The organism is Rhodanobacter sp. OR92 (assembly GCF_000427545.1).
GTDB classification, from domain to species: domain Bacteria; phylum Pseudomonadota; class Gammaproteobacteria; order Xanthomonadales; family Rhodanobacteraceae; genus Rhodanobacter; species Rhodanobacter denitrificans.
In genome coordinates this window covers 134,527-156,666 of the sequence record NZ_KE386556.1, presented here as the reverse complement: position 1 = coordinate 156,666, position 22,140 = coordinate 134,527, and the positions used below count along the sequence as shown (strand labels likewise).

General features: G+C 66.1%; 16 protein-coding genes and 1 CRISPR repeat array (1 of these 17 only partly in view). Of the genes, 12 read left to right on the top strand and 4 right to left on the bottom strand.

What is annotated here, in order from left to right; all coding sequences use genetic code 11:
* Positions 1 to 84: 84 nt before the first annotated feature.
* Together RHOOR92_RS0112460 and RHOOR92_RS0112455 are read right to left on the bottom strand one after the other, a co-directional pair.
* Positions 85 to 1,197, bottom strand: coding sequence for an S-(hydroxymethyl)glutathione dehydrogenase/class III alcohol dehydrogenase (locus RHOOR92_RS0112460; RefSeq protein WP_027490370.1), 1,113 nt, complete (start codon positions 1,195 to 1,197; stop codon positions 85 to 87).
* 67 nt (positions 1,198 to 1,264) lie between these two features.
* Positions 1,265 to 2,185 (bottom strand): LysR substrate-binding domain-containing protein, encoded by a 921-nt coding sequence (locus RHOOR92_RS0112455; protein WP_015449048.1) that lies wholly within the window; start codon positions 2,183 to 2,185, stop codon positions 1,265 to 1,267.
* Between the two features lie 108 nt (positions 2,186 to 2,293).
* Between RHOOR92_RS0112455 and RHOOR92_RS0112450 the strand changes: the two genes are divergently transcribed.
* Together RHOOR92_RS0112450 and RHOOR92_RS0112445 are read left to right on the top strand one after the other, a co-directional pair.
* On the top strand, positions 2,294 to 2,491 hold the full coding sequence (locus RHOOR92_RS0112450; protein ID WP_015449049.1) for a hypothetical protein: 198 nt from the start codon (positions 2,294 to 2,296) through the stop codon (positions 2,489 to 2,491).
* Positions 2,492 to 2,595: 104 nt separating this feature from the next.
* On the top strand, positions 2,596 to 3,540 hold the full coding sequence (locus RHOOR92_RS0112445) for an aldo/keto reductase (RefSeq protein ID WP_027490369.1): 945 nt from the start codon (positions 2,596 to 2,598) through the stop codon (positions 3,538 to 3,540).
* Between the two features lie 88 nt (positions 3,541 to 3,628).
* Here RHOOR92_RS0112445 and RHOOR92_RS0112440 read toward each other — a convergent pair whose 3' ends face one another.
* Together RHOOR92_RS0112440 and RHOOR92_RS0112435 are read right to left on the bottom strand one after the other, a co-directional pair.
* Positions 3,629 to 4,651 (bottom strand): TraB/GumN family protein, encoded by a 1,023-nt coding sequence (locus RHOOR92_RS0112440; RefSeq protein ID WP_027490368.1) that lies wholly within the window; start codon positions 4,649 to 4,651, stop codon positions 3,629 to 3,631.
* A 127-nt stretch (positions 4,652 to 4,778) separates the two neighbouring features.
* Positions 4,779 to 7,004, bottom strand: a complete 2,226-nt coding sequence (locus RHOOR92_RS0112435) for an NADP-dependent isocitrate dehydrogenase (protein WP_027490367.1) — start codon at positions 7,002 to 7,004, stop codon at positions 4,779 to 4,781.
* Positions 7,005 to 7,147: 143 nt separating this feature from the next.
* Here RHOOR92_RS0112435 and RHOOR92_RS0112430 point away from each other — a divergent pair, with 143 nt between their 5' ends.
* The 10 genes from RHOOR92_RS0112430 (at position 7,148) to cas2 (ending at position 21,853) form a co-directional block, all read left to right on the top strand.
* Entirely contained in the window at positions 7,148 to 10,501 is a 3,354-nt protein-coding gene (locus RHOOR92_RS0112430; protein WP_027490366.1) for a DEAD/DEAH box helicase, read from the top strand.
* Positions 10,502 to 11,072: 571 nt separating this feature from the next.
* Positions 11,073 to 12,287: a type I-U CRISPR-associated RAMP protein Csb1/Cas7u gene (gene cas7u / locus RHOOR92_RS0112425; protein WP_027490365.1), complete on the top strand. Its 1,215-nt coding sequence runs from the start codon at positions 11,073 to 11,075 to the stop codon at positions 12,285 to 12,287.
* Complete coding sequence (gene csb2 / locus RHOOR92_RS19690) at positions 12,287 to 13,114, top strand: type I-U CRISPR-associated protein Csb2 (RefSeq protein WP_027490364.1); 828 nt, start codon at positions 12,287 to 12,289, stop codon at positions 13,112 to 13,114. Before cas7u ends, csb2 (RHOOR92_RS19690) begins: the two co-directional genes overlap by 1 nt.
* The gene (gene csb2, locus RHOOR92_RS19685) at positions 13,018 to 13,926 is read left to right on the top strand and encodes a type I-U CRISPR-associated protein Csb2 (protein WP_231378395.1); all 909 of its coding nucleotides are present in this window, start codon (positions 13,018 to 13,020) and stop codon (positions 13,924 to 13,926) included. The genes csb2 (RHOOR92_RS19690) and csb2 (RHOOR92_RS19685) overlap by 97 nt, the downstream gene beginning before the upstream one ends.
* Positions 13,923 to 16,904, top strand: a complete 2,982-nt coding sequence (gene cas3u, locus RHOOR92_RS18820) for a type I-U CRISPR-associated helicase/endonuclease Cas3 (RefSeq protein ID WP_007512307.1) — start codon at positions 13,923 to 13,925, stop codon at positions 16,902 to 16,904. Before csb2 (RHOOR92_RS19685) ends, cas3u begins: the two co-directional genes overlap by 4 nt.
* Complete coding sequence (locus RHOOR92_RS0112400; RefSeq protein ID WP_155950247.1) at positions 16,894 to 17,835, top strand: hypothetical protein; 942 nt, start codon at positions 16,894 to 16,896, stop codon at positions 17,833 to 17,835. Before cas3u ends, RHOOR92_RS0112400 begins: the two co-directional genes overlap by 11 nt.
* A gap of 318 nt (positions 17,836 to 18,153) precedes the next feature.
* On the top strand, positions 18,154 to 18,468 hold the full coding sequence (locus RHOOR92_RS0112395; protein ID WP_027490361.1) for a helix-turn-helix domain-containing protein: 315 nt from the start codon (positions 18,154 to 18,156) through the stop codon (positions 18,466 to 18,468).
* Positions 18,465 to 19,721, top strand: a complete 1,257-nt coding sequence (locus RHOOR92_RS0112390) for a type II toxin-antitoxin system HipA family toxin (protein ID WP_027490360.1) — start codon at positions 18,465 to 18,467, stop codon at positions 19,719 to 19,721. Before RHOOR92_RS0112395 ends, RHOOR92_RS0112390 begins: the two co-directional genes overlap by 4 nt.
* Before the next feature lie 94 nt (positions 19,722 to 19,815).
* On the top strand, positions 19,816 to 21,537 hold the full coding sequence (locus tag RHOOR92_RS0112385; RefSeq protein ID WP_027490359.1) for a CRISPR-associated endonuclease Cas4/Cas1: 1,722 nt from the start codon (positions 19,816 to 19,818) through the stop codon (positions 21,535 to 21,537).
* Between the two features lie 25 nt (positions 21,538 to 21,562).
* A complete protein-coding gene (gene cas2, locus RHOOR92_RS0112380) occupies positions 21,563 to 21,853 on the top strand; it encodes a CRISPR-associated endonuclease Cas2 (protein WP_007512320.1) in 291 nt (96 codons plus the stop codon).
* A gap of 220 nt (positions 21,854 to 22,073) precedes the next feature.
* Positions 22,074 to 22,140: a CRISPR direct-repeat array (repeat unit 36 nt; unit sequence GTGATCCGCAGCGAAGAGCTGCGGCCTCATTGAAGC); it runs 1,125 nt beyond the window's last position.

Below are 22,140 nucleotides of genomic sequence, written 5' to 3'. Positions count from 1 at the left end.
ACGGCCTTGTGCGTGGCGTGTGCGGACATGAAAACGAGGCACGCCGCCGGCAGGATGGCGCCGGCGGGGTGCGGGCATTCTACGTCAGTAGTGGATCACCGAGCGGATCACCTGGCCGCCGTGCATCAGCTCGAACGCCTCGTTGATGCGCTCCAGCGGCAGCACCTGGCTGATCATCTCGTCGATCTTTATTTCGCCGGCCAGGTAGCGCTCGACGTAGCCGGGCAGCTGCGAGCGGCCCTTCACGCCGCCGAATGCCGAGCCGCGCCACACGCGCCCGGTGACCAGCTGGAACGGCCGCGTGCAGATCTCCTGCCCGGCGCCGGCCACGCCGATGATGATCGACTCGCCCCAGCCCTTGTGGCAGCACTCCAGCGCCGAGCGCATCACCTGCACGTTGCCGATGCACTCGAACGAATAGTCCACGCCGCCGTCGGTGAGCTCGACGATCACCTGCTGGATCGGCGTGTCGGGGTAATCGTTGACGTTGACGCAGTCGGTGGCGCCGAGCGCCTTCGCCATCGCGAATTTCTCCGGGTGGCGGTCGATCGCGATGATGCGCCCGGCCTTCGCCATCACCGCGCCCTGCACCACCGACAGGCCGATGCCGCCCAGGCCGAACACCGCCACCGTGGCGCCGGGCTCCACCTTGGCCGTGTTCAGCACCGCGCCGATACCGGTGGTGATGCCGCAGCCGAGCAGGCAGACCTTGTCCAGCGGCGCGGCGGGGTTGATCTTCGCCAGCGCGATCTCCGGCAGCACGGTGTATTCGCTGAACGTGCTGGTGCCCATGTAGTGCAGCAGCGGCTTGCCGTTGAGCGAGAAGCGCGAGGTGCCGTCCGGCATCAGGCCCTGGCCCTGGGTGGCGCGGATCTTCTGGCACAGGTTGGTCTTGCCGGAGCGGCAGAACTTGCACTCGCCGCACTCGGGCGTGTACAGCGGGATCACGTGGTCGCCGACTTTCAGCGAGCTGACGCCCGCGCCGACTTCTTCCACGATGCCGCCGCCCTCGTGGCCCAGGATCACCGGGAACTGCCCCTCGGGATCGGCGCCGGACAGGGTGAACGCGTCGGTGTGGCACACGCCGGTGGCGACGATGCGCACCAGCACCTCGCCGGCCTTCGGCCCGGCCACGTCGACCTGCTCGATGCTGAGCGGCTGGCCGGCAGCCCAGGCCACCGCGGCGCGCGATTTCATGATTCGACTCCTGACGTTCGACAACGACCCACGATGATGACGCGTTTGGCCGCTTTGCGGAACCGCGTCAGCCGACCGGCTTGTCGTCGGGGCGGAACGCCGACATCTGCCGGCGGTAGTCGTCCGCCTCGGCCAGCAGCCAGTCGCGGAACAGCTGCAGGCCGCGGTGCTCCAGCGAGCGAGGCGGGTACACCAGCCAGTAGGCCTCCTCCACCGCCAGGTAGTTGTCGCCCAGCACTTCCAGCCGGCCGGCATCGATCAGCGACTTCGAGGTCACCATTCGCCCCAGCGCCACGCCAAGGCCTTCCAGCGCGGCGTGGCGCAAGGCGTCGAGGCTGTCGAACTGCGCCACGTAGCGTGTCGGCGGCGTGCCGCCGCTGCGGCCGAACCAGTCGCTCCAGCGCCGGGACGGATTCGGCTCGCCCAGCAGCGGCCAGCGCGACAGCTCGCGCGGATCGGCGCCGTCCATCCGCGCGATCAGCGCGGGCGCGGCCACCGGCGCGATCCACTCGCCGAACAGCCGCTCGCTGTGCAGGCCCGCCCACTCGCCGCGGCCATAGCGCAGGGCGACGTCCACCGGCTCGCGCTCGAAATCCACCAGGGTCGAACCCGATTGCAGGCTGAGTTCCAGTTCCGGATGCGCGGCCACCAGCCGCGGCAGCCGCGGCACCAGCCAGCTCGACATGATGCCGGGGCTGGCGCTGAGCGTGAGCGCGTCGTGGTGGCGCGTGCGATACCCCGCCAACGCATGCTCGATGCCGTCGAAGTGCATGCCGACCGCTTCCAGCAACACGCAACCCTCGGCGGTCAGCTTCACCCCGCGCGGGCCGCGCTCGAACAGGCGCCGTTCCAGGCGTTCCTCCAGCTGGCGCATCTGGTGGCTGAGCGCGCTGACGGTGAGATTGGCCTGCGCCGCGGCACGCGACAGATTGCCCAGCCGGGCGACCAGCACGAACTGCTGCAGCAGGCCCAGCGGCAACTTTCCCATCTTGAATCTCTCTCAAGTCTGGCTTGCGAATATATCGCTTTTTGGCAGCCTGCCGCGCGCGTACCTTGAGCACTCCCCAAGCCCAAGACTCCCCCAGGAGGCTTCCCCATGCACTCGCTCTGGAAAGATCTGCTGTTCCTGCACGGTCATCTGCTGCACAAGGACGACCTGGACTGGCGCCCGGAACCGGAGCCCGCGCCGGACCCGGCCAGCGACGCCACCGGCAGCGGCCATGCCGCCAAGACCGCGCGCCACGCGCTGGCGTGCTGTGCCAGCGTGTGGCCACGGATCATGAGCCCGCGTTGAGTACCGCCCGGGCTTGAATGCCGCGGATATGCAGCCACTTGGATGAGGGCGCGCGCGTTCACCCCGCGCGCCGATTCCCCGCTCGCTGCCTCCGGAGGCATCCCATGCAGAAACGCCCGCTCGGCCACTCGCCGCTTTCTATCGCCCCGCTCGCCTTCGGCGGCAACGTGTTCGGCTGGAGCGTGGACGCGAAACGCTCGTTCGAACTGCTCGATGCCTTCGTCGACGCCGGCGGCAACCTGATCGACACCGCCGACGTCTACTCGGCATGGGTGCCGGGCAACCGCGGCGGCGAGTCGGAAACCATCCTCGGCAAGTGGCTGAAGCAGAGCGGCAAGCGCGCACAAGTGGTGATCTCGACCAAGGTCGCCAAGTGGACTGAGCAGCCGGGCTTGTCGCCGGTCAACCTCCAGCAGGCGGTGGATGGCTCGCTCAGGCGCCTGCAGGTCGACTGCATCGACCTGTACCAGGCGCACCAGGACGACGCCAGCGTACCGATGGAAGACACGCTTGGCGCGTTCGCCCGGCTGATCGAGGCCGGCAAGGTGCGCGCGATCGGTGCTTCCAACTTCGGCGCGGCGCGGTTCGCCGACGCTCTCGCCGTGTCGAAGCGGCACGGTCTGCCGCGCTACGAGAGCCTGCAGCCGGAATACAACCTGGTCCGCCGCGCCGGCTACGAGCAGGAGCTGGAGCCGCTGATCCGCCGCGAGAACATCGGCGTGATCAGCTACTACGCGCTGGCCAGCGGCTTCTTGAGCGGCAAGTACCGCAGCGCGGCCGACCTGGCCAAGAGCAGCGCGCGCGGCGGCGCGGTGAAGAAATACCTCAACCCGCGTGGCCTGCAGGTGCTCGCCGCGCTCGACGCGGTGGCGGCCGCGCACGGCGCCACCCCGGCACAGGCCGCGCTGGCCTGGCTGATTGCCCGCCCCGGCCTGACCGCGCCGATCGTCAGCGCCACCCGCGTGGAGCAGTTGCACGAGCTGCTCGGCGCCACCTCCTTGCAGCTGAGCGACGACGAGATCGCACAAGTGGATCTGGCCAGCGCCTGATCGTTCGTGTGGGAACGCACCCTGTATGCGATGGCTGTTTCGTCATGCGACGGAAAACATCGCGCACAAGGTGCGCTCCTGCACGGCCTCACTGCGGCACGTCGACCTGATAGCCCTCGGCCTGCAGAGTGGCGAGGTAGCCGCCCGGCTTCAGCAGTTCGTCCATCGGCAGCAGGGCGAAGGTCTGCGCGTTGTCATGCAACGCCTTGCGCGCAGCGGCCAGCCAGGTGGCGCGCTGCTGCGCCGGCACGTCGCCGAGGCCCAGCGCCTGCGCAAAGCCGGCACCGGCGACGGCCGCCACGCAGGCGTCGCGGCGGTCGCTGTCGGGCAGTTCGCGCAGCGCCTGCAGGTCGCCGGTAGCCCAGGCGTTGGCGCGCGCGGTCATCGCCGGCAGGTCGTGCTCGACGCTGTCCAGGGTGCGGATGAAGCAGGTGACGTCGCGCGGCGCGGCCTGCTTGAACGCCTTGATCGCCGCGCGCGGATGCTCGATCAGCACGTGGTAGTCGGTCGCCAGCTCCGGCACGCCGTGGCGCTTGGCCAGCGCGTCAATATTCGCCCGGATTCCGCCGGAGCGGCTCAGCCCGTTCGCTTTCAGCGCCTTCCTGTACAGCTCCTGCGACGCGAACAGCGGGCGCCAGCGCTCGACGCCGCGATCGTCGCCGAGGTACTTCTGCTTCAGCACCTGCCAGCGCGCATACACCGGCGGCGGCAGCACCTGCTGCAAGGTGGCGCCATGGTCGTTCTTGCGTGCGCCATAGGCCGCCGGCAGCAGCAACAGCTTGCCGAGGAAGCCGACGTCGGCCTTCAGCTGCACCGACGGTTCCAGCAGCACCTGCTGCGAGGCGGCGATCACCTCGTCCACCTCGCGCGACTGCCACTGCATCGCGCGCGGCAGCGGCGACAGCGTGCCGAGCACCCACAGCACGTGGTCGCCCTTCGATACCTTCCACAGGCCAGGCCCCGGCTGCACGCCAGTAACCACCACGACCGGAAGATCGGCGACGGCGGCGGTCGACGCGGCAGCCGGCGCAACCGAGGTGGCCGCCGACTGTGCGAAGGCAGGCGACAACCCTGCCAGGGCGAGCACGAAAACAAGATGCAGCGAACGCATGCCGGACGACTCCTCTTCGACAGTCGCCATTGTGGCAGGCCGATCCTGAGCCGCAGGTGGCCCGCATCAACGAAACGGGGCGCCTCGCGACGCCCCGTTTCGTTTCAGGCGCGCATGCTTCAGCGCGTCACGCCGACAGCAGCGCCAGCGCGGCATTGAAGGTGGCGCTGGGCCGCATCGCCGCGCTCACCCGTGCCAGGTCGGGGTGGTAGTAGCCGCCGATGTCGACCGGCTTGCCCTGCACGCGCACCAGCTCGTCGACGATGGTCGCCTCGTGCTCGGTCAGCGCCTTGGCCAGCGGCGCGAACTTCGCCTTCAGCGCGGCGTTGACGTCCTGCGCGGCCAGCGCCTGCGCCCAGTACAGCGCCAGGTAGAAGTGGCTGCCGCGGTTGTCAATGCCGCCGAGCTTGCGCGAGGGCGACTTGTCGGTGTCGAGGAACTTGCCGTTGGCCTGGTCCAGCGTCTTGGCCAGCACGTCCACTTCGGCGCTGCCCTGGCGGCCGGCCACGAACTCCAGCGAGGCGGCCAGCGCGAGAAACTCGCCCAGCGAATCCCAGCGCAGGTAGTTCTCTTGCAGGAACTGCTGCACGTGCTTCGGCGCGGAGCCGCCGGCACCGGTCTCGAACAGGCCGCCGCCGGCCATCAGCGGCACGATCGACAGCATCTTCGCGCTGGTGCCCAGCTCCATGATCGGGAACAGGTCGGTGAGGTAGTCGCGCAGCACGTTGCCGGTGACCGAGATGGTGTCCAGGCCCTGGCGGATGCGCTCCAGCGAGAACTTGGTGGCCGCCACCGGGTCCATGATGCGGATGTCCAGGCCGCTGGTGTCGTGGTCCTTCAGGTAGCGCTCGACCTTGGCGATCACCTGCGCGTCGTGCGCGCGGGCCGGATCGAGCCAGAACACCGCCGGGGTGTGCCGCGCACGGCTCACCGCCAGCTTCACCCAGTCCCGGATCGGCGCGTCCTTGGTCTGGCACATGCGCCAGATGTCGCCGGCTTCCACGTCATGCTGCAGCAGCACCGTGCCGGCTTCGTCGAGCACCTTCACCACGCCGTCGCCGGCGATCTGGAAGGTCTTGTCGTGCGAGCCGTACTCCTCGGCCGCCTGCGCCATCAGGCCCACGTTCGGCACGCTGCCCATGGTGGCCGGATCGAACGCGCCGTGCGCCTTGCAGTCGTCGATGGTCGCCTGGTAGACGCCGGCGTAGCTGCGGTCGGGGATCACCGCCTTGACGTCCTGCAATTGGCCCTGCGCGTTCCACATCTTGCCGGAGTCGCGGATCATCGCCGGCATCGACGCATCGACGATCACGTCGCTGGGCACGTGCAGGTTGGTGATGCCCTTGTCCGAGTTCACCATCGCCACGCCCGGGCGCTGTGCGTACTCGGCGTCGAGGTCGGCCTTGATCGCCGCCTGTTGCGCTTCCGGCAGCGAGCCGAGGCGCGCGTACAGGTCGCCGATGCCGTTGTTCGGGTTGAAGCCGACCTGCTTCAGCGCAGCGGCATGTTTCGCCAGCACGTCCCGGTAGAACTCGCCGACCGCCACGCCGAACATGATCGGGTCGGAGACCTTCATCATGGTCGCCTTCAGGTGCAGCGAGAACAGCACGCCCTGCCGCTTCGCGTCCGCGATCTGCGCGTCGACGAACGCGGCCAGCGCCTTGCGGCTCATCACCGCGCCGTCGATGATTTCGCCGGCCAGCAGTGCGGTCTTCGGCTTCAGCACGGCGTGGCTGCCATCCTTGCCGAACCACTCGATGCTGACGTTGCCGGCCTGCCCGATCAGCGCGGACTTCTCGGTGCCGTAGAAGTCGCCGCCGTCCATGTGCGCCACGTGGGTCTTCGAATCGCCGCTCCACGCGCCCATCTTGTGCGGATGCTTGCGCGCGTAGTTCTTCACCGAGGCCGGCGCGCGGCGGTCGGAATTGCCCTCGCGCAGCACCGGGTTCACCGCGCTGCCCTTGACCCGGTCGTAGCGCGCCCTGATGTCTTTCTCGCTGTCGTCCTTCGGTGCATCCGGGTAATCCGGCAGCGCATAGCCCTGGCCCTGCAGTTCCTTGATCGCTGCCTTCAGCTGCGGCATCGAGGCGCTGATGTTCGGCAGCTTGATGATGTTCGCCTCCGGCGTGGTGGCGAGTTTGCCCAGTTCGGCCAGGTCGTCGGGCAACCGCTGACCTTCTTTCAGCGCTTCCGGGAACAGCGCGATGATGCGCGCGGCCAGCGAGATGTCGCGCGTCTCCACTTTGATGCCGGCGGTGCCGGCGAACGCGGCGACGATCGGCAGCAGCGATTGCGTGGCGAGGAACGGTGCTTCGTCGGTCAGCGTGTAGATGATCCTGGGCGTCTGGGACATGGCGTGCGGGGATTCCCTGGCAAGAGCGGCAGAACCGCGGATGGCAATGTTCCATTGTCGCGCGAATGCCGACATGGGGCCACCGGCGCCGCGGTCCGCATGCAAGAATCGGCGTTTGCCGGACGCTTTTGATTCCTCGGTACATGCACAACGAACTCACCCACTTGCTGCAACGCGCCGAATGGCGCTCGAACTTTGGCGACCGCACGCTGGAACGCGCCCGCGCCTATGCCGCAGACGGCAGCGTGTCGAAACTGCGCAGCCGCATCGAGAACGGCGTCCAGATGCTCAGCGCGCTGGTGGATGGCAGCCACGGCGAACAATACGAATGCCGGGTGGACGTGCACGACCACGGCGAGTGGCTGACCGTGGACTGCGACTGCAGTTGCCCGGTCGGGGTCGACTGCAAACACGCCGCCGCCATGCTGATGGTGGCGGCCGGCGAGGTCGTACGGGCGGCAGCACTCGCCACACCGGCCTGGCTGCAGGCGCCGCGCGACGAAGCGGACGCGCCCGACACCGGCAGCCCGGATCTGGCCTCGTGGGAAGACTGGCTGTACACACTGCAGCCGCCCGCGCCCAGCCACGAGGCCGAGCCGGACCGCCGCTTCGGCGTGATGCTGCGCGGCGGCGGCGGATCGCCGGTCGCCGACCTGCTGGCCTGGCCGGCGTGGCTGCGCCCGTCGAAGCGACGCAGCGGCAACGAGCTGGTCGACCCGCAGCCGCTGCAACTGAACGACCGCCGCGGAGCGGTGCCCACCCCGCCCGGCGGCTGGTCGAGCGAAGCCGCCGCCGCGCTGACCACATTGATTCCGCGCCAGTACGTGCTGGTCGGCAGCCAGCGCTGGGCACCGATCCGTGCCGTCCACGAGGAGCAGGCGCTGGAGTACCTGCTAGCGCACTTTCCGGTCTGGTTCGAGCGCGGCTCGGCGCCGTTGCAGCGTGCCGAACCGCAATCGCTGCAGTTGTACTGGCACGAGGCCACCGACGGCAGCCAGCAATTGCGCGCACGGATCGACGCCGGCGACAGCGTGCTGCTGCGCGGCGCCGGCCTGTGGTATGTGCAGCCCGCGCAGGGGCGCTACGGCCGCGTCGACGGCGACCTGCACCTGCTCGATCGCCTGCCGCACGCACCGGTGTTGCAACCCCCGCAGGTCGCCGCGCTGCGCCAGCGCCTGCAACGCGGCGGCACGACGCTGCCCGAGCCGATCGACCGTGGCCCTGTCGAGGTCGTGCGCGAGCGCCCGGTGCCGGTGCTGCGCCTGCGCTCCGTCACCCTGCGCAAATGGGCCGGAAAATCACACGACATCGGCATCGCTCGTGTCGACTTCGACTACGCCGGCGTGCGCCTGCCACCCGCCACCCGCGAGCATGCCGTCGAACGAAGTCTGCACGAAGGCCGCCTGCGGGAAATCCATCGCGACCTGCCGGCCGAGCAGCAGGCGGTCCAGCTGCTGGAACAGCTCGGCGCCATGCGCTGCGGCCCGGCCCTGTACGAGTACGTCACCCGCGGCCTCGACTTCGCCGCCAACGATGTGCTGCTGCGCCCCCATCCGCGCAAGCCGCCGCTGGCGCCGCGCGACTGGCGCGAGAGCATCGATCGGCTCGCCGCCGCCGGCTTCCGCATCGAATACGAAGCCGGCTTCCCGCACGACGAACTGGTCGACATCGACGCCTGGCACGCCGACATCCAGCCCAGCGGCAACGCCTGGTTCGACGTCTCGCTGGGCATCGACGTTGGCGGCCAGCGCGTCGACCTGCTGCCGATCCTGCGCCGCGTGCTGGCCGATCCGGCCTTTCCCCGCGTCGCCCCCGCGCGCGAAAGCAGGGACGCTAGCTGGCGCGTTGCTGTGGACGAGAACCGCAGCGTCGAGATCCCGCTGGCACGCCTGCGTGTGCTGATCGAGCCGCTGCTTGAATGGCTCGAAGGCGGCGAGGCGCTGCGTCTGCATCGCAGCCAGGCACGCACGCTGCAGGCGCTGGCCGACAACGCCCAGTTGTACTGGCGCGGCGGCGACGCGCTGCGCGCGCAGCTCGCCCTGCTCGAGCGCACCACGCGCAGCGTCAGGGCACCGAAAAGCTTCAAGGCCACTTTGCGCCCGTACCAGCGCGAAGGCCTGGCCTGGCTGGACTTTCTCGGTGCGGCGGGCCTTGGCGGCATCCTCGCCGATGACATGGGCCTGGGCAAGACCGTGCAGGTGCTGGCGCACATCCTCGGCGAAAAGCAGCGCGGCCGATTGGAGCAACCCGCACTGGTGGTCGCTCCGACCAGTCTGGTCGGCAACTGGCAGAGCGAGGCCGCGCGCTTCGCGCCTGCGCTGAAAGTGCTGGTGATCCACGGCATCGCGCGCGCCGATCGCTACGACGAGATCACCAGTCACGACCTGATCATCACCACCTACCCGCTGCTGCCGCGCGATCGCGAACAACTGCTGGCGCAACGCTTCGCCCTGCTGGTGCTGGACGAGGCGCAGGCGATCAAGAACGCGAAAAGCCAGGCTGCGCGCGTGGTGCGCGAAATCCCCGCCACGCGCCGGCTGGCGATGACCGGCACGCCGCTGGAAAACCACCTGGGCGAACTGTGGGCGCAATTCGACGCGGTGGAACCGGGCCTGCTCGGCTCCCAGCACCAGTTCACCCGGCTGTATCGCACGCCGATCGAAAAACATGGCGACGTCGATCGCCAGCAACGGCTCAACCGCCGCATCGGTCCGCTGCTGCTGCGCCGGCGCAAGGACGACGTGCTCACCGACCTGCCGCCCAAGACCGAGATCGTGCTCAAGCTGGAACTGGAAGACGACCAGCGCGCCTTGTACGAAACCCTGCGCCTGGCCCAGCACGAGCGCGTGCGCCAGGCGGTGGCCGAACGTGGCCTGGCGCAGAGCGGCATCATCGTGCTCGACGCCCTGCTGAAACTTCGCCAAGCCTGCTGCGACCCGCGCCTGGTCAAGCTCGCCAGCGCGCAGAAGGTCAAGACCAGCGCCAAGCTCGACGCCCTGCTGGAACTGCTCGACGGCCTGCTCGCCGACGGCCGCCGCGTACTGCTGTTCTCGCAGTTCACCGAAATGCTCAGCCTGATCGAAGCGGCCCTGCACAAACGCGGCGTCGCCCACCAGACCCTCACCGGCCAGACCCCGGCACGCGACCGCACCGCCATGGTCAAGCGCTTCCAGCAAGGCAGCGTGCCGCTGTTCCTGATCAGCCTCAAAGCCGGCGGCGTCGGCCTCAACATCACCGCCGCGGACACCGTGATCCACTACGACCCCTGGTGGAATCCCGCCGTGGAAGCGCAAGCCACCGACCGTGCCCACCGCATCGGCCAGGACAAGCCGGTGTTCGTCTACCGCCTGATCTGCGCCGGTACCGTCGAGGAAAAAATCCAGGCCATGCAAGGCCGCAAGGCCGAACTGGCCCGTGCCGTGCTCGAAAGTGGCGGCGCCAGCACGCGACTGCGGTTTGACGAGAAGGATCTGGAGGCGTTGTTCGGGGGGATGTAGGCTTGACCTCGTTCTATATATAGAAGAGGACGGCGAATTGTTGGGTCCGCCGCCCTCTGTTACGCACTCGCGTTATCTTCTCGGCATGACCTTTCGCCTCCACTCAACGTCAGCACCCGGATTAACGGATTGCCAACTGACGCGAAAGCGATATGCTGCCCGAGCCAGGGAATCACTATGGCAACGCGCAAATTCATCCGAGCGGTGGAATCGCGCACCCCTGTCGTGTCTAGAGCACGGCAGGGACCCGAGAGTTAACTTATTTAAAGTAACAACTAGACTATTCTCTAGAACATCACGACTTGATTTCTCTGTAGTCTTGGAAGCAGACTACTCCCTTGACACCTCCAGTCAAGCTGGTCAGCCAATTTCCATGAAGATGGAACAGCGCGATCATCCCAGGCAGCCTGGGCTCCATTGAAGCTTGAACGTAACAACTCGCCTCTTCGCCAAAAGCGAGCACTCCCGCTAGCCGGGCCTCATTCCATTCACGATTTTGTCTCACGACAGGAGACACATGCCTCCTAAGTTGCATAGGCGCTGATGCGCCATCACTAACTGGGGAATCCACATGAACGACAAGCTCACACTCGATCTCATCAGTAACGCTGTTTCCAGCTCGGCCGCAGCTTTTCGTTGCCGCCAGAAGCTACAGCCGGCCGGTGGCGAGGGAAGCCCGGTGTTTCCTGCCACCTACGAAGGCGGCAAGTACGCCACCGAGGAGCGGCGATTGCCCGAGCGTGAAGCCCCGGTGTCATGCGTGGTGTTGAATTCGGTGCAGTCGGAGGCAAACCACGCCGAGCTTGCGCTGCTCGATGCGTGGGACGACAAGGAGATTCCGCTGCCGGTGATCGTGGTCGATTTCGCTGGGCAGGATCTGCGCCGCGACCTGCGCGTGACCAGCCTGGAAGCGCCGCATCGCATCGCCGATGCACTGCTGCGCGACAGCCTGCTGAACGGTGTGGAATTCCGTAAGTCAACGCACGGCAGCAAAATCGATCATGTCGATCTGCGCAATGCGACCGCGCTGTTCGAGTTGTGTCCGACCGCGCTCGTGTTCGGCCTGTGGGACTCCACCGGACCGCGCGGCGGTCTCGGCGCGAAGTTCGCGCGTGCCTACGTATCCGAGGTGGTCGGCATCGATGCAGTGTTGGGCACGAAAACTGCAAGTCGCATCGATCCTGCAGACATCCGCCGCGGCGCAGGCCCGGTATATCTGCGCGCCGACGGTGGCTGGACACTCGATGAGAAGGAAGCCGCCAAGGAGAAAGGCAAACCCACGAAAGCAGGAAAGGATGGCAAGCCATCCGAGGTCAACCACGGCAACGTGACGCCGACCATCAGTGACGGCGGTTTCACGATCGCCTACGCTCTGCGCACCAGCACGCTGTCACTGCCCGCACTGCGCCGCCTGCGTTTCCCCATCGACGGTCAGCGCGACTCCTCACGCGATCGTGCCGCGCAGACCGCGTTGGTCGCACTCGCATTGTGCGGAGCGACGTTGGCGCAATCGGCCGGCAGCGACCTGCGCTCGCGCTGCCACCTGGTACCGGCGGAGCTCCCTCGTTGGGAACTGCTCGACGTGCCAGGCGGGGAACCGAAGTCTTATGCGCTCGATCGTGCCGACGCGATCGCGTTGTACCGTGACGCTGTCCAGGCCGCCAAGGCCGCCGGCCTGCCGTGGCTTGACGAGCCGCTCGAACTGGTGCCGTCGCCGCAACTCGCTGCACTGGTGCGCAAGAGCCAGGACCTGGCGGTCGCCACGGCCGAGGTGGGAGAAGACTGATGATCGCCATCGGCATCCGTTACCTGAACGGTTGGTCGATGGCGGCAACGGCGGAGGGATCGGACAAGTCGACGGCCGAATGGCCGCCGCACCCGGATCGCTTGTTCATGGCCCTGGCCGCCGCCCACTTCGAAACCGACCGCGATCCCGCCGAACGCACGGCACTGCTGTGGCTGGAGCAACAGCCTGCTCCCGCATTGCACGCCAGCATGGACCGAGACGTTTCGCGCCGCGCCATCGTCACACACTATGTGCCAGTAAACGACGTCGTTCCACCGCGCTCTGCGGAAAACGCCACCCCCAAGCAAGTCGCCGAAGGGCTGCTTCTGTTGCCGGAACGACGACTGCGCCAGGCTCGACAATTTCCGGTCGTCGTGCCAAAGAACGATACCGTACATTTCATCTGGCCGGATGCCGAGCCCGGCGAAGGCATCCGCGCGGCACTGGCCGCGTTGTGCATCAAGCTGACTTGCCTCGGCCATTCGGCTTCGCTGATACAAGGCTGGATCGAATCGGAGCCGCCAGCACCAACGATGCAACCCGTGAACGGCTCTGGACTGCCGCTGCGCGTGGCGGGCGCAGGCCGGCTGACCCAACTCGAACAGGCCTACAACGAAAGCGAACGCTTGGCATGGATTGCGCTCGAAAGTGCCATAGCCAACACCAAGGGCGCAGCCAGAAAAAAACTTCGCGAGGAGCAAGAAGCGCGTTTCGGCAAGGGCGCACCGCCATCGCGCCGCCCGCCACCAGCAACCGCCATCGCGTACGCACTTACCCCCCCCAACAGCCAGTCATCCCCCAGACGGTATTCAGCGATCGCCTGCTGATGTTCCGACAGGTACCACGCCAGCCTTCCCGCGAAGACTCCGGCAGACTGTCGAAGGATCGCGCCGAAACCGCCGGAAAACGGCTATGGCTCGACAACACGCCGCTGCTGATGGCCGCATGGCGCCATACCGTCATGGCACGCAGCCAGGTTCAGCCGCCGCCGGAATGGCTGTGCGGCCACCGCACCGATGGCACGCCGACGACTCAGTCGCATCTCGCTGTACTGCCGATCGCGAACGTCGCCAATCCGCACGCGCAAGGTCATGTGATGGGCGTCGCGCTCGCCATACCGCGCGACGTGCCGGATAACGAGGTCGGCCATTGTCTGGGGCCCCTGTTCGATCTCGGTCCCGACGGCAATCCAAGACCTCTATCGGTCTACCAAGGCCACGACTTCGATATTGATGTGGTCTTCGATCTTGGTGAATCGGAACGCGAGGCGTTCCGAACGCAACGCTGGTGTGGCGACGTCGGCGGTGCAAGCGTGTGGGCCAGTGTCACGCCTGTCGCGCTCGACCGGCACAGCAAGCATGGTCGTTTCGACGATGAAACGAGGGAGCAGATCGCCCATGCCTGCGCCCGTATTGGGCTGCCGCACCCCACGAAGATCCTCATCTCGTCCACCGGCTTCCTGACCGGCGTTCCTCATTGCCGTTCCGTGCCCGCCCTGCTCCGCAAGGACGGCAGTGCACGCCAGCAGGTTCACGTTTGCCTGGAATTCCCGGAGGCCGTGCGCGGCCCGGTGTTGATCGGCGCCGGCCGCTTCCGAGGCTACGGTCTGTGCATGCCGTACCGGGGGAACATGTCATGAACCTGACGCCAGAACGATTCGGAGATTTCTTCGCGGCACTGCATCCCAGGCAACAGGCATTTCCATGGCAAGCGCGGCTGTGCTGCGCCGTCATGCAGGGCGAATGGCCCCATGCGCTGTCGCTGCCAACCGCGACAGGCAAAACCTCATGCATCGACATCGCGCTGTATGCGCTCGCGACCGGTGCACCGCGGGCACCACGGCGCATCCTGTTCGTTGTGGACCGTCGCGTCATCGTGGACGAAGCCTTCCAACACGCCAACGACATCGCACACCGCCTTCGCCACGCGGACAACGGCATTCTCCGCGAAGTCGCCGATGGCTTGCGTGAACGTCGCGGCACCGACCCAAGCGGCGATACCGACCCTCTCGCCTGCTTCCAGTTGCGCGGCGGCACCTATCGCGACAATGCCTGGGCGCGCACGCCGAGCCAGCCGACGGTGATCTGCTCGACCGTGGACCAAGTCGGCTCGCGCCTGCTGTTCCGCGGCTACGGTATAAGCGACTATCTGCAACCGCTTCACGCCGCGCTCATCGCCAACGACACGTTGATCCTGCTCGACGAAGCGCATTGCTCCAACCCGTTCCGGCAGACGTTGGAAGCGATTGCTAAGTATCGGACATTGTCCGAATCGCCCGCGCTGCCGGCACCGTTCGCGTACGCCCTGTTGTCGGCAACACCCCGAGCCGCGGGCGAAGACGGTGCTGGAACGCCTGCATCGTTCGGGTTGGATGCCGCGGACGAGGCAAACGGCACACTGGGACGCCGGCTCAGCGCACGTAAGCCAGCACGCATGATCGAACTCGGTGAGCGCACCGCTACCGTCCAGTTTGCCGACCGTCTGGTTGAACAAGCGAAAGCTTTAGCCGACACGGGCGCGACTCGCATTGGCATCATCGTCAACCGCGTACGCAGCGCCCAGCTTGTATTCGATCGCCTGTCCGCTCTACCCGCGCAGAAGGCGCTGCTCATCGGCCGCATGCGCCCACTCGACCGCGACGCGAGTATCCGGCAATGGCACGACACGCTACGCAGCGGCTCCACCGTGTCGCCGGACAAACCGGTGTTCGTTGTGGCGACTCAATGCATCGAGGTGGGTGCCGACCTCGACTTTGACGCCATAGTCACCGAATGCGCGAGTCTGGATGCGTTGCGCCAACGCTTCGGGCGCCTGTATCGCCTTGGCGAACCCGATGGCGCCGACCCCCAAACGCATCCACCAGGCATCGTCGTCATCGCGAAAGATAGCCTGAAGGACGACGACCCGATCTACGGCTCTGCCTTGCGCAACACCTGGGCTTGGCTTGAGGAACAAGCCGATGAACAGGGCCGCGTGGATTTCGGCGTTTCGGCGATGAAGCTTTGTCTCGAAGGTGGCGCACCGACGCAAACCTTGGTCGAGGCGATCGACGCGCCGATCATGCACCCCGCCTACCTTGACCAATGGGTACAAACCAGCCCGAAGCCCGAGCATGAAGCGGAGCCCTCGCTTTTCCTGCATGGGACACGCGACGATTCGCCGGACGTGCATGTGTGCTGGCGTGCCGATCTCGATAAGGACACACCCGAAGCCTGGGCCGACGTGGTAGCGATGTGTCCTCCTAGCGTCGGCGAGTGCATGAGCGTGCCGCTGGTGCAATTTCGGCGTTGGATGCGTGGCGAAAAGGATGCGTCCGCAGGCGATGTCGAAGGTTTCGACGCATCGGATAATGCTGCTGAAAGTGACGGAGAGGCGATCGATCGAAGCGTGCTTGTCTGGCGTGGCGACCAGAGTTTCGTTGCCGACGAACCTCGGAAAATCCGCCCGGGAGACACACTGGTCGTCCCAGCGATGCGACGCGGTTGGAATTCGCTCGGTTACGCACCACAGGCCGACGAGAAGAATATCGATCTAGCCGAGCAGGCCATGCTGCAAGCGCGCTGGCGGCTCGTCATGCGTGTGCATCCGACGTTGCTCGACCGGTTCGAGGGACCATCGCGGCAACGGCTCGCCGACCTGCTCAAGCAACAGGCCGATACCGAGGAAACCGATCCGGACATCGTCGACGTGCTCGATGCGCTGGCCGATGCTCTGACGCCTCTCGACGCCAGCGCCAATGCCAATGCCGACTGGCGCTCCATAGCCGCACGCATTCTCGACACGCGCCAGGGACGTTCATCGCTCCGCATCAAGAAGTACCCAGGGACGAACGGCTCCCATGGCAAAGGCTGGGTCATCGAGCGCAGGCATCCGCTCCCACGCCAGTTAATGCAGAACCTCGGTGAACTCGCTCGCTCCGGCGACTTCACTACCGAGGACGACAGCTCGTCCTTCACCACCGTGGTACCACTGAAAAAGCACCTCGATGGCGTCTCCACTTTTGCACATGCCTATGCGACAGCCTGTGGACTGCCCGCATCGCTCGTTGACGACATCACGCTCGCAGCAAGTCTGCATGACCTCGGCAAAGCCGATCCACGTTTCCAGTCAATGTTGCGCGGTGGTGCGCCGACTTTCACCTCGGGCACGTTCGATGGCCTGCTAGCGAAGTCGAGCGGCGCGCAGGATCGGCGCTCCCGCGATCGCGCCCGCCGCCGCTCAGGTTATCCCGAGGGTGGCCGCCACGAATTGCTTTCGCTGAAATTTGCGCAGTCGAGCGACGAAGTGAAAGTCTTGGCGCACGACCTCGACCTCGTGCTGCACCTGATCGCCAGTCATCACGGCCGTTGCCGTCCATTCGCACCCGTTGTCGAAGATGCCTATGGTTGTGAACTGACCTTGGCCGATAACGACCGTTCATACCGTTACACCGGGCCGACCGGTGCCGAGCGCATCAACAGCGGCATCAGCGACCGCTTCTGGCGACTGGTGCGCAAGTATGGTTGGTGGGGACTGGCCTACCTCGAGGCCATCCACATGCTCGCCGACCACCGACGCAGTGAGTTCGAGGAACGAACGGCCAGCGAACCGGAAGGGGAGGTCAACAATGACGAATAGCATCCTTCTACGCGGCATCGATGGCGCGAATCCACTCGGTTTTCTCGCTGCGATCGGCACCCTGCGCGTATTGTCGCTCGACGCAGGTGGCGCCCAATTACGATGGACAAAACACGAAAATGCTTGGCGTCCCGTCCTGGCAATGGACATGGCGCTCGAAGAAAAGACTCTTGTCGAACACCTTTCCGCGAAGTTGGCCTCCTCGGTACCTCCGGAAGTCTTCGCGCTGGGCGACAACCCTTCCGTCCCACTCGGCATTTTCCGACCCTATGCACGGGCCAGTGCACAAGCGGCCCTGAACGGCGACCGCACTTGTTCGGATTTCGCCACGGCATTCGCTGGCGAGTATCCCGTCGACAAGGACGGCAAGGTTCCGGATACCGCGCTTCGCACGATGAGCGGCGCCGGGCATCAGCACTTTCTCAAGTTCATGCGCAACTTCATCGAACAGGTGCAACCTGAGCACCTGCGCAAGACGCTGTTCGATCACTGGCGCTACGACGACCCGGTGCAGAACATGACCTTGCGCTGGGACCCATCTGACGACAACCGCTACGCCTTGCGCTGGTCCGACCCAAGCGGGGATCCGGATCGCAAGACGACCGGCTCGATGTGGGGCGCCAATCGCCTGGCGATCGAGGCGCTTCCTCTGCTCCCGACCCTGCCTACGCATCGACAACTGGAAACGGTCGGCTTTCACACGCAAGGAGCGCGCAAGACGCACTGGACCTGGCCAATCTGGGATGTGTTCGCGGGAGTGGATACGGTGCGCTCCCTGCTCGACATGACTGACGTACAGCGCAGCGACCGAGCCGGAATGCAGCCTAAGGAACTCGGCGCCCGCGGAATCGCCGAGGTCTATCGCAGTCGTCGCCTGACCACCGGGAAATTCCGCAACTTCACGATGGGCGCACCCATCCCGCATTCCTGAGAAGTCAAGCTCACATACATTCGGCCGTGGCGATTTCTGTCCAACCTGCTCGCCATCTCTTGTCGAACCGACCCATGAAATCGATCGACAAAAGGCGAAAACCCCTGTCTCACCCACTTCCAGCACTTGCATCATTGCCAACTTCGTCGCCCCGACAACTGCTGGTACCTGACTTTCACGAAACCGGTTCAAGAACCGCTGGCACTTGGTTTCGTTGGTCACTTCGATCCGGGCTGTTTAGTCCGCCGGATTCGATAGCTCAGCGCAAAATAGTAAATAAAATTGCTAATTGATTTAAAAACGGCTAGTTTATTTTCCATGTCAAAGCGCACCCCACCCATCTTCCCCGCCGCCGCCGAGCGTCTGACAGCCCTCGGCGCCCGGTTGCGCGCTGCTCGCTTGCGGCGGCGCATGACGCAGGCGGCGCTGGCGGCGCGGGCCGACGTGTCGTTGCCCACTTTGCGCAAGCTGGAACAAGGCGAAGGTTCGAGCAGTCTGGCCACCTTGTTGCGGGCGACGGAGGTGCTGGGGCTGGATCACGACCTCGACCTGCTGGCCAAGGAGGACGAACTCGGCCGCCGCCTGCAGGACATTCGACAGGTGGGTGCGCCGCGCGGCAGGCGCAAGTCGTGAGTGCGCGCTCGGAAACCGTACTGGACGTGGTGCTGGACGACGCCATGCTCGGGCCAACCATAGCCATCGGCAGCTTGCGTTGCGAGCGGCACGGTGGCAGCGAGGCGATCAGCTTCGCTTACCACCGCGACTATATCGAACGACGCCGGAGCGTGGCCATCGCGCCCGACCTGCCCCTGGTCGCCGGACCGTCGTGGCCTGCGCGCGAGCAGGCCTTGTTCGGCATCTTCCGCGACATTTCGCCGGATCGCTGGGGCCGCATGCTGATGGAGCGGCGTGAGGCACTGGAGGCGCGCGAAGCGAAGCGGCGCCTGCGGCGTCTCTCCGAGTGGGACTTCCTGACGGGCGTTGATGACTGCACGCGCATGGGCGCCTTGCGCCTTCGCCGAACCGCGCCGCCGCACGCCTGGGTCGATGAGCGCGAGCGCAGCGCTCCGCCAGCAACGCGTTTGCGCGAGCTGGAAGCGATTGCCCGCGAACTGGGGCGGGAGGACGTCGAGGAACGCCCCGAGTACGCTCGCTGGCTGGCGCAACTGGTGGCTCCCGGCACCAGCATGGGCGGAGCACGCCCGAAGGCTTCGTTCACCGACGAACACGGAGCGCTGTGGTTGGCCAAGTTTCCTGCCTACGACGATCGTCGCGACATCGGCGCCTGGGAATATCTGGCCTGGCGGCTCGCCAAGGCTGCCGGCGTAATCGTTCCCGATGCCCGGCTGTTGCGCTTTGGCCGCGGCTACCGGAGTTTTGCCGTGCGACGCTTCGACCGCCAGGGCGATTCGCGTCGCCTGTATGCCTCGACCATGACTCTCACCGGCCGCAACGACGGCGATGGCGGCAGCTATCTGGACATCGCACAGGCGATCCAGACCCACGGCGACCCGGCCACCCTCGCCCACGACCTGGCCCAGCTCTACCGGCGCGTCGCGTTCTCCATTCTGATCGGCAACCGTGACGACCACCTGCGCAACCACGGTTTCCTGCGCACACCCGATGGATGGCGGATGGCGCCCGCTTTCGACATCAATCCGAACCCGGACAAGCACGAACATGCGCTGGCGATCGATGCACACGATCCCAGCCCGCGGCTGGCCAACCTGCGCGCCACCCATGCCTTCTACCGTCTCAATGCGGTGCAGGCGAAAACCATCGAGGCCGAAGCGCGCGACGCCGTAGCGCATTGGCCGGCGATCGCCACCGAACTGAAGCTGCCGCGCACGGCACGCGATCAACTGGCGGCCTTGATCGGGGATTGAAGCTGCCACGCAGGGCGCAAGAAGTTGCCGCCCCAGCCGAGCGGGAGTAAAACCCGAAGACGGATCAGCGGACGCCACAGGGGAGCGGCTTTCGATGGAACCGAAGCAGGGGGATCTGGAACTTCCGTTTCCGGAACTGGGCGGCGACCAGCCGCCGATTCCGGTGCGGATGCTCAACGAGCACGTGTACTGCCCGCGCCTGGCCTACCTGGAATGGGTGCAAGGCGAGTGGGCCGATTCGGCCGACACCGTGGATGGTCGCCACAAGCACCAGCGCGTGGACAAACCATCCGGCGACCTGCCCGATGCCGAAACCGCCGAGGAAGAACGCGCCGAGATCCATGCGCGCTCGATCACCCTGTCGTCCAACAAGCTCGGGCTTGTCGCCAAGCTCGATCTGATCGAAGGCGAAGGCAGCACGGTCACTCCCGTCGACTACAAGCGCGGCAGGCGCCCGCACACCGCGCGCGGCGTCTACGACCCGGAGCGCGTGCAGCTGTGCGCCCAGGGCCTGCTGCTGCGCGAGCACGGCTACACCTGCGAGGAAGGCGCCATCTACTACGTGACCAGCAAGGAGCGCGTCGCCGTTGCCTTCGACGACGAGCTGCTCTCGCTTACCCGCAACGCCATTGCCGAGCTGCGTGCCATGGCTGCCGGCGGGCGCATCCCCGCGCCGCTGGTGGACAGCCCCAAGTGCCCGCGCTGCTCGCTGGTGACCATCTGCCTGCCGGACGAGGTGCAGTTCCTGCACCAGACCGAGCTGGCGCCGCGTCCGCTGGCCGTGCCGCATCACGAGGCACTGCCGCTGTACATCCAGCACTACAGCGCCAAGCTGGCGAAGAAGGGCGAGGTGCTGGAGGTAACCGACAAGGACGGCCACCTGCTTGCCAGCGCACGCCTGCGGGAGGTTTCGCAGGTGGTCATCCAGGGCAACGTCTACGTCACCACGCCGTGTCTGCAGGAACTGATGCAGCGCGACATCCCGGTGAGCTGGCACAGCTATGGCGGCTTCTTCTTCGGCCACACCCAGGGTAACGGACACAAGAACGTGGAGCTGCGCACCGGGCAGTACCGCGCCAGCTTCAACGACGCCACCTGCCTGCGCATCGCCCGCGGCCTGGTGGCCGCCAAGATCACCAACTGCCGCACGCAGATCCGCCGCAATTGGAAGCCGGAGGAGAAACCCGAGCGGCTGCTCGCCGACCTGAAACGCATCCGCCAGCAAGCCGAGCGGGCCGAAAGCCTGGAAACCCTGCTTGGCATCGAGGGCCAGGCCGCCGCGCTGTATTTCGGTCAGTTCCGCCAGACCTTGAAGCCCGCCGCGCCGAGTGATGAGGCATTGCTTGCCTTCGACTTCACCCTGCGCAACCGGCGCCCACCCACCGACCCGGTCAACGCCATGCTCTCGTTTGCCTACACCATGCTGGCCCGCACCTGGACAACGACGCTGACGGCCGTGGGCTTCGATGCATTCCGCGGCTTCTATCACCAACCCCGTTACGGCCGCCCCGCACTGGCGCTGGACATGATGGAGCCGTTCCGACCGCTGTTGGCCGATTCGGTGGTCATGCAGGTCATCAACAACGGCGAGGTGCACCCCAGCGACTTCGTCAGTGCCGCCGGCAGCGTCAACCTCGATGCCAGTGGCCGCAAGCGCTTCATCGCCGCTTTCGAGCGCCGGCTCAGCCACGAGATCACCCATCCCTTGTTCGGTTACCGGTTGAGCTACCGCCGGTTGCTGGAGCTGCAGGCTCGCCTGCTCGGGCGCTTCCTGCTCGGCGAACTCGACGACTACCCCAACTTCACGACACGCTGAGCGCGTCGCAACCGGCGAGACGACCATGGACGAACATCTGTATCTGGTGACCTACGACATCCGCGACGACAAACGATGGCGGCGCGTATTCAAGACCATGAAAGGGTTCGGGGAATGGCTGCAGCTGTCGGTCTTCCAGTGCCGCTTGAGCCGGCGTCGGCACGCCGAAATGCTGCAGCTGCTCGACGGCATCATCCTGCGCCGCACCGATGCCCTGCTGATCATCGACATCGGCCCCGCCGACAAGGTCAAGCCTCGCGTGGTCAGCCTTGGAGACAAGTTCGAACCCGCCGCCAGGGAGCCCATCATCGTTTGACCTTCACACCCGTCCTCTTTCGCCCTATCGCCGCGAGCGCTCCAGTGACACCGCGAAACCCGGTCACCGCTCGCACCTCAATGCTCTCTGACAATCAAGCTGTTACCCGCCCCTGTTGCCATCCGGCAACACGCGCGTTAGCTTGGCATCCCACCGTGGCAGACACCTCTCGCAAGCAACCACCAAACAGTCAACCCGCGCAACGACTTGCGGATGGACTGTGATCCGCAGCGAAGAGCTGCGGCCTCATTGAAGCAAGGCGGCTGGTGATGCAGCTTTTGAGNNNC

Excerpts from the sequence above, each read along its gene's own strand:
- RHOOR92_RS0112460 (WP_027490370.1), bottom strand. The coding sequence starts at position 1,197 with ATGAAATCGCGCGCCGCGGTGGCCTGGGCTGCCGGCCAGCCGCTCAGC.
- RHOOR92_RS0112455 (WP_015449048.1), bottom strand. The coding sequence starts at position 2,185 with ATGGGAAAGTTGCCGCTGGGCCTGCTGCAGCAGTTCGTGCTGGTCGCC.
- RHOOR92_RS0112450 (WP_015449049.1), top strand. The coding sequence starts at position 2,294 with ATGCACTCGCTCTGGAAAGATCTGCTGTTCCTGCACGGTCATCTGCTG.
- RHOOR92_RS0112445 (WP_027490369.1), top strand. The coding sequence starts at position 2,596 with ATGCAGAAACGCCCGCTCGGCCACTCGCCGCTTTCTATCGCCCCGCTC.
- RHOOR92_RS0112440 (WP_027490368.1), bottom strand. The coding sequence starts at position 4,651 with ATGCGTTCGCTGCATCTTGTTTTCGTGCTCGCCCTGGCAGGGTTGTCG.
- RHOOR92_RS0112435 (WP_027490367.1), bottom strand. The coding sequence starts at position 7,004 with ATGTCCCAGACGCCCAGGATCATCTACACGCTGACCGACGAAGCACCG.
- RHOOR92_RS0112430 (WP_027490366.1), top strand. The coding sequence starts at position 7,148 with ATGCACAACGAACTCACCCACTTGCTGCAACGCGCCGAATGGCGCTCG.
- cas7u (WP_027490365.1), top strand. The coding sequence starts at position 11,073 with ATGAACGACAAGCTCACACTCGATCTCATCAGTAACGCTGTTTCCAGC.
- csb2 (WP_027490364.1), top strand. The coding sequence starts at position 12,287 with ATGATCGCCATCGGCATCCGTTACCTGAACGGTTGGTCGATGGCGGCA.
- cas3u (WP_007512307.1), top strand. The coding sequence starts at position 13,923 with ATGAACCTGACGCCAGAACGATTCGGAGATTTCTTCGCGGCACTGCAT.
- RHOOR92_RS0112400 (WP_155950247.1), top strand. The coding sequence starts at position 16,894 with ATGACGAATAGCATCCTTCTACGCGGCATCGATGGCGCGAATCCACTC.
- RHOOR92_RS0112395 (WP_027490361.1), top strand. The coding sequence starts at position 18,154 with ATGTCAAAGCGCACCCCACCCATCTTCCCCGCCGCCGCCGAGCGTCTG.
- RHOOR92_RS0112385 (WP_027490359.1), top strand. The coding sequence starts at position 19,816 with ATGGAACCGAAGCAGGGGGATCTGGAACTTCCGTTTCCGGAACTGGGC.
- cas2 (WP_007512320.1), top strand. The coding sequence starts at position 21,563 with ATGGACGAACATCTGTATCTGGTGACCTACGACATCCGCGACGACAAA.